The organism is Sulfobacillus harzensis (assembly GCF_012933365.1).
GTDB classification, from domain to species: Bacteria; Bacillota; Sulfobacillia; order Sulfobacillales; family Sulfobacillaceae; genus Sulfobacillus_B; species Sulfobacillus_B harzensis.
Map to the genome: position 1 here is coordinate 1 of NZ_JABBVZ010000139.1, position 7,092 is coordinate 7,092.

A 7,092-nucleotide genomic window follows, 5' to 3' on the forward strand; every position below is an offset into this window, starting at 1 on the left:
GATGAACCAGGAAGGTGGCAACAAGATTGATTATTTGCTTAACGATGGTCAATCTTGGACAAGTCCATCAGAACGGTAAGTTCTCCGGTTTCGCCAATATTTCCATCGGCGGAGCCGTACGACGCCACGGTGCGGTTTTTCAGGAGTTGAGTCAGGCCGTCGTTGCTTCCCATATATCCAATGCTCGTCTGGGTAAAACCGGAACGACTGGCAATGGCGGAGCTCACGGGACCGTTCTGGGCCATGAGGATTGATTGACCATGGCTGTTGGCGACGTATCCACGATTATTCGTGCCCTGATTGTTCAGATGGGGATTGCTGAAGATATACAACTGATAGCCATTCGGCGATCCCGATAGGATTTTGAGTTGGTACTGGAGGACAAGCGCATTGGTCCGGGGATTCGTGAAAACGGTCTCATCCAACTGATAGGAATGATTGGCGGGGTTATTGATGATGGTGACGGCTAAGGCCTTCTGGCGAGTCCAGCGGTAGCGGTGCTGCATACGAGATACGGGTGTCGCTGCGCCATTATGTACCACTACCAATTCAATGAGCCGCGAGTCAGCGGTATTAATGTTGGGGTAATAGGTTTCCCCGATGGAGCCATGAACAATGTCGGCCCATACTTTTGATGTGCGGTCCCGCGCAGTAATAATGGCATCGTTACGACCGACCGTCCAATACGGTGTGGCGGTTGTGCTCGGTTTGGGGGCAGGGGAAGCCGTTGCCGCCCAGGATGCCGGGGTTATTGCTAAAAAACCTAACGAAAGCGCGGCAAACGCTGCTGCTGTCGGGATGATTTTCAAAGGCCACCTCCTAAAAATGGCATTAAACGGAATATATACCATGATTCGCCAATCGTTTAGGTTTGTCAACGATGAGCATCTACGTTTCTCCCCGCGACGCGAGCATCCAGTTGATGGGTCAACCCGGTGACTGGAGGCAAATCGGGTATACGTGGACCCGTTAAACGGAGATGCAGAACCGATCTTAGGCCTTTTGGGCCGGGCGGCAGTCTGACAATCCAGGTCGAATGGACGATATTCGCTGAGGTGTTGCCAAGTTTTAAGACGACCTCCTTCAGAAAAATTCCGGAGATGGACCCGGATGTGCTCGCCGACCGGAGGTTTCTCGTGAAGGCAAACCATTCGGACGCCGGGGTGCTACACCGGGGTGGTTCATTGAGGAAATGAAATATGAGGAGAAATTGGGGTGAATGGGTGAGGGTTTGGAAGCCAGGCTGGCAAGCTCTCATGGCCGTACTCGGCATCGGATTGGCCATTTTTACGTAGTGCGTCAGATGTACTATTTTATTCCGAAGGACATTCGGAACCAACCGGGCCCTTGTCATTCTTTCAGGCCTCTAAGGCCGAGGTCATGGAATACGATGACTGAAAGGGGCATGGCCGACGCATGAAAGATAAAAAAGGATATCCGGATTTTTGTGTGGGACATTTTGAGCACTTATCGATTGTTCTACGGATTTCCGCATGGGGTGACCACGAAAAGGATCAGTCGTAACATCCACCAGAGGATTGGAGAACGACGCACTACTGTCGCGGTGTGACCCGGACCCCGGCCGTTTGCGATCCCATCTTGACTTCCGAAAGAAGGCAATTTATCATTGACCGTGTGTTCAGTATAAAACCGTGAGGTGAGGCGGGATGCCCCGGACCGAATCGGCCAATCAAGCAATTCGGGAACGGCGCCAGGCCCAGATTCGCTCGGTGGCCGCCCGGCTGTTTGCTCATCAGGGGTATGTCGGGACCCGTATTGACGAGATTGCGCACGCGGTGGCCATGAGCAAAGGGCTCCTCTATCACTATTTCGGGAGTAAAGAGGAGCTCTATACCACGCTCGTCGATCGCGCCAGTCGCGGCACCGTCCAGCTCTTTGAGGACGCTATGCGTCGCCCCGGGACCGCGGCTGACCGGCTGCGGTGGCTCGTGCAGCAAATCCAGGCCGGGCTCGCCGAACAGCCCGACATGTTCATGGTGGTCATGCAAGCCTTGGTGAGTGATGCCGTGCCCGTGCAAGCGCGTGACCAAGCGATTCGGTTTACCCGCGAAGCCCAGGCGTTGATGGGGGTTTTTATCCGAGAGGGTCAACAGGCGGGTGATGTGATAGCCGGGGATTCCGACAAGTTGGCCTTGTTGCTGGGATCCTGCATCCAGGGACTCGCTGTGAGCCAGGCCATTAACGGTGGCGTACCGGCGATTACCGACACGCTCATCACTCTGTTTACGGGATCATAGGGCGCATCGGTTCCGTAAGGTGTTTTTTTGTATTTGTATTGACTAATTAGTCGGTCAACCTCACGGAGAGGAGCCAAGCGGAATGAACGCTCAGCAACACTCGCTTCGGGGATGGGCGTTCGTCGGGCTCTTGGCCGGCCCGTTTTTAACGATGGTCGACAGCAGCATTGTCAATGTCGGGCTGCCCGCCATTGCCACCAGTTTGCACAGTTCACTCCAGGGAGCTCAGTGGGTGGCCAGCGCCTATTTGCTGTCTCTGGGGCTTACCTTGGCGATCGTGACGGGCGGTGCTGCTCGGGATGGCCCTCCTCACAGCGGATACGGGCGCTCTCTATGCGGTGACCGTGACGTCGCCCGCCTGGGGCATCGAGCTCCTCATGATCGGGCGCGGCTCTGCCATCGGGTTGGTCATTCGGTTCAGAATGCGGAGATATTCGAGTTTCATGACGTGATGGGGGTCATCGGGGGCATCAGCCTGGTCGGCTTCCTGCTCGCCGGGGCCATCCGAGCACCCCAAAAGGAGCGCAAACACCATGCCTAATTGGTTGTCCGATGTCATAGGGCTCGGCTTACTTGTATTCTTCATTGTGCGTCAAGTCACACCGCGTCGGCCCACGCGCCTGCGATTTTATATTTTACCCATCGTGGGGTTGTATTGGGCCTATCACACGCTGCCCCACCCGATGCCCGCCGTGCAAGTAGCCGACGCACTGATGTCCATCGCCGTATCGGTCCCGTTTGGCATCATGCAAGCGTACTTTACGCGATTGTACGAAAAAGACGGTCGCTGGTTTCTCCAAGGGGACTGGCGCTATGTCGTGAGTTGGCTGGTGCTCTTTGCGTTGCATGGCGTCACCGCCGTGGTACTGCACGAAATGACGGCGGTGACGTGGGTCATTGGCCTGGAGGTAGCAGTCGTCTGGGGCCTGCGCTCACTGGTGCTCCATCTCCGCTATCCGCAACTGTCGGGGATTCTGGCGCGAAAGTAACCGTGCCGGCCCCTACCAAGCCATTGGGCTGCCTGCGCCGGTGCGTTCTGCCCCGTCGGTTGGATCGCTGGGCCAATACCCGCTGGGCAATGACGGGGATGTCAGAAGGCTCCAGAGTGCCGGTAACGAAGATGGGGACGGCCCCCGACAGGGAGAAACGCAGACGGATTGCGGTCTATGTTCGGGTACGCGAGTTTTTGTATGTGTATGACCGAAGTCACCATGAAGACACTGATTCCACTGTGTCAGACAAACGGAACACCTATGACGTAATTTGGAATCAGCGGTCTAAGGCAGTTTAAAGGCCGGATAACATAAACCGAAACAATCCACGCTGCCATGGCCATGCAATTTCCGCAAGCGTTCGACCGAAGTGGCGCTGTACCCCATTCCCGAACCCCGTGCATTAAAGTCCATGTCAGTCGCTGTGCAACATCCTCATGGTCGCCATACGCGAGCTTCTGGTCTGGGAGCTATCGGGCCACGGCCACGTTGCACCGGGTATGCCGTTTGGCACTGGCGCCGATGGGTGCGCCGACAGCCGTTTCCCGTGTCTCGGGCCGAGCACCATCATGACTGGTTGCGGGCTATTCTGCCCCCGTCGATCGACATCGCTGACTACCTGGTGCCGCAGCGGAGGCCGCTTTGACTGGCCCCGCTTTTTTGCTCGCCATGGTGGGCACAACGACCAGCAAATCCCGGACACCGTCAACTTTCGGCCAAAACAAGCCGATCGACAAGATAAGGACAGTTTGACGCGTCATTACGACACCACGAATATCCCAGCCGTGGAATACGGCCAAGATACCTGGCACTGGTGCCCACCGCGCATATCGGGGCGAGTATGCACCAAGCGCCAAGGTGTTCTTTGGCCCTCGTTGGATGAATTTGTTCAGGTAGAATTGATAGATGGGATAGATGGAGGCAAGGGTCGCATCCGACCTGTTAGATTGGAGTCATTCCATCCGACGCCGATGGGTTACTACCAACGACCAGTTCGGCACCCGCCCACGGCCCACCAAACCAAAACTGCCAGCCAAGCCGTCGGAGCTCTAGGTCTATAATCCCTAATCCCTAGTTCACGCATACGGCCAGCGTATGCGCGAGTTGCGCGTTGCCTACGGTCCCGACGAAGCTGAGAGCGCGACCGCCCCGCAGACGCCCATCGCGGCAAGCATGATGAGCCGTACGGGTTCATCGAAGCCGTATTCACCGGCGCTTGCCGGTTGCTCATGTGTGGTGTTGTCTTGCGTCATACTCATAGGTCAAATGTCGCAGCACTCCCCAGAGACAACAACGATCGAAGTCAAAGAGTCGACCGGGCAGAAAACTTCCGCCGTCAAACATCTCCTGGCGGGGTTGCCCCCAATCGGTGGTGAGCGATTGTCGCTGGCGTCTCGGAGTTTCTTGCAAGACCGAACAACGCCGAATCAATCATGAAGTCCCCCGATACCCGTAATTCATCGCGCGTCCTATCGAAGCGGCGTGAAATACCCCGTGGGCTGGAAATGTTCGTGCCCCGTCCTATCGATGGAGTAGGCATGGAGCCAACGGGTCGCCCGCGTCTGACTTCCATGTCTTCCTGGCGGGAAGCGAGTATGAGGAATGGCAAGAGCACTTCTCTAACATTTTGCTTGACATTCTTACTTGAGTACTCTATATAAAGTACTAAGAGGTGAATACGATGCCGGCATCAAAACGCTCCAATCCTCTGGCGTTGGCGGTCCTCGTTTCCTTGTTTGAAGAACCCATGCATCCGTATGCGATAGCCACCCGGTTAAAGGCCCGAGGGAAGCACCACAGTGTGCGACTCAACTATGGATCGTTGTATGCGGTGGTGGACGATCTGGAGCGGCGCGGGTTGATTGTTGCACAAGATACCGTGCAAGAAGGCCGGCTGCCGCCACGTACCATTTATGCGCTCACCGCCGCGGGCTACGCCGAAATGGAAGACTGGCTCACGGATTTAGTAGCCATCCCGGTGAACGACTACCCGAGTTTCGAAGCCGCTCTCTCTTTTCTCCCAGCATTGGATCCAGACCGAGCATTGGAACTCTTAGACCAGCGGGTGCAGGCGTTGACGCTCGATGCCGCACGTTACGAGGGGATGCGACAGCTCATGGATAGCCAGTCGTTCCCACGTTTATTTGCGCTGGAGGCTGAGTACCGCGCGGCTTTGCGGGACGCCGAATTACATTTCACGCGCCAGTTATCCGCGGAGATTCGCGAGGGGCGCTTAGAGGGGATCGACTGGTGGCGGCGGGTGTATCGAGAGGGAGGCTCGCCGTCGTATCCCCTGGAGAGCGAGCCCCCGCAGGACGCAAAGAAAGGAGACCACAAGACACGCCATGAATGAACCGATACTCGCCGCAACCGGCCTGGCCAAAACCTTTCAGTCGAAGCGGCGCCGCGTGCAGGCCGTCAACAATATCGCCCTCGAGGCGGCAAAAGGCACGGTCGTTGGGCTTCTGGGACCTAATGGAGCTGGGAAGACGACAACAATGCGTATGTTGACCACATTGCTCCCGATTGACAGCGGTGACGTGCGCATTGCCGGGTATGACGTGCGGCGCGAGCCTGCACGGGTGCGCACGCGCATTGGTTATGTCAGCCAGGCGGGCGGTGCCGACGACACGCTGACGGCACGAGAGAACTTGCAGTTGCAAGCGCGCCTCTATGGGGTATCGGCGCGAGATGCCGCGGACCGGGCTGGGCGATTGATTCAGCAACTCGAACTGGGAGACTATGCCGATCGCGCGGTGAAAACCTATTCGGGCGGCCAGCGCCGGCGTCTTGAGGTGGCGATGGGCATTATTCACGACCCCGCCGTGCTGTTTTTAGACGAACCTAGCACGGGCCTGGACCCGCAAAGCCGGGCCCATTTGTGGGAGCATATTCGCCGCCTCGCGCAGGCGGGGATGACCGTGGTCCTCACCACCCACTATCTGGACGAAGCGGATGCCCTGTGCCAGCGGGTCTATATCATTGATCATGGCGAGGTGGTGATCGAGGGGGACCCCGCCCAGTTGAAACGTCAAGTGGCGGGGGAGGCGATTCTCTGGTCGTGGCCCACCGACGACGCAGCCCAACTGGCTCTGTCCGTCCTAACCCAAGACCCCGCCGTGCGGGACGTTGTCCGGGAGAACACTACGGTGCGCGTGTATGTCGACAACGGGGCGGCCGTTCTGGCCGACCTTTTGCACCGCTTGGAAGCGGCCGGCGTTCGCCCAGCCACCGTGCAGCTGAACCAGCCATCGTTGGATGACGTGTTTTTCCGCACCACCGGACGATCCCTGCGGGACCAGACCGTTCCCGGGGAGGTGTCCCCATGAAAACCCTTCGCGATACCGGGTTATTGTTTGGACGCTACGGCCGCCAAATGCTCCGAAACCCGGTCTGGCTGGTCGCGTCGGTTACGACGCCCATCTTGTATCTGGTCTTGTTCACCCCACTCTTGCGGCATCTATCCCAAGACCATGTTCTGCCCGCAGGCACCGCGCTCGACCTGTTTTTGCCGGGCATTCTTGCCTTGGTGGCGTTCGGATCGGGAGTGGGGCCCGGCTTTAGCCTAATTTTTGATGTGAAAGCGGGGGTGATCGAGCGACTGCGCGTTACGCCGGCTAGCCGGGCCGCCATTTTGCTGGGACCCATCTTGGCGACCGTGCTGTCGATGTGGGTACTCAACGGCATTCTCGTGGCCATCGGTGCCTCGCTCGGCTTTTCTGTGCATCCCGCTGGATTAGTGGTACTAGCCCTCTTACTGGCGGTACTAGTAGAACCATTCCTTAATTCGTGATAATCACGGAAGGTTATGGTACGGTAAGGGAAATCCTTGGTTGGAGGTT

The 7,092-nt window shown here is 57.4% G+C and carries 7 protein-coding genes; 6 read left to right on the forward strand and 1 reads right to left on the reverse strand.

Annotated elements, in window-relative coordinates; all coding sequences use genetic code 11:
• Positions 1–38 precede the first annotated feature (38 nt).
• Positions 39–809 (reverse strand): hypothetical protein, encoded by a 771-nt coding sequence (locus tag HIJ39_RS20575; protein WP_169102914.1) that lies wholly within the window; start codon positions 807–809, stop codon positions 39–41.
• Positions 810–1,667: 858 nt separating this feature from the next.
• Here HIJ39_RS20575 and HIJ39_RS20580 point away from each other — a divergent pair.
• The 6 genes from HIJ39_RS20580 to HIJ39_RS20605 all read left to right on the forward strand — a co-directional run bounded on the left by HIJ39_RS20580 (position 1,668) and on the right by HIJ39_RS20605 (position 7,043).
• Positions 1,668–2,258, forward strand: a complete 591-nt coding sequence (locus HIJ39_RS20580; RefSeq protein WP_169102915.1) for a TetR/AcrR family transcriptional regulator — start codon at positions 1,668–1,670, stop codon at positions 2,256–2,258.
• 82 nt (positions 2,259–2,340) lie between these two features.
• Positions 2,341–2,799, forward strand: a complete 459-nt coding sequence (locus HIJ39_RS20585) for a hypothetical protein (protein ID WP_169102916.1) — start codon at positions 2,341–2,343, stop codon at positions 2,797–2,799.
• Positions 2,792–3,247, forward strand: a complete 456-nt coding sequence (locus HIJ39_RS20590) for a hypothetical protein (protein WP_169102917.1) — start codon at positions 2,792–2,794, stop codon at positions 3,245–3,247. Before HIJ39_RS20585 ends, HIJ39_RS20590 begins: the two co-directional genes overlap by 8 nt.
• Positions 3,248–4,931: 1,684 nt before the next feature.
• Entirely contained in the window at positions 4,932–5,603 is a 672-nt protein-coding gene (locus HIJ39_RS20595) for a PadR family transcriptional regulator (protein ID WP_169102918.1), read from the forward strand.
• Entirely contained in the window at positions 5,596–6,579 is a 984-nt protein-coding gene (locus tag HIJ39_RS20600; RefSeq protein WP_207711823.1) for an ATP-binding cassette domain-containing protein, read from the forward strand. Before HIJ39_RS20595 ends, HIJ39_RS20600 begins: the two co-directional genes overlap by 8 nt.
• Positions 6,576–7,043: an ABC transporter permease gene (locus tag HIJ39_RS20605; protein ID WP_169102919.1), complete on the forward strand. Its 468-nt coding sequence runs from the start codon at positions 6,576–6,578 to the stop codon at positions 7,041–7,043. Before HIJ39_RS20600 ends, HIJ39_RS20605 begins: the two co-directional genes overlap by 4 nt.
• The last annotated feature ends 49 nt before the right edge of the window (positions 7,044–7,092 follow it).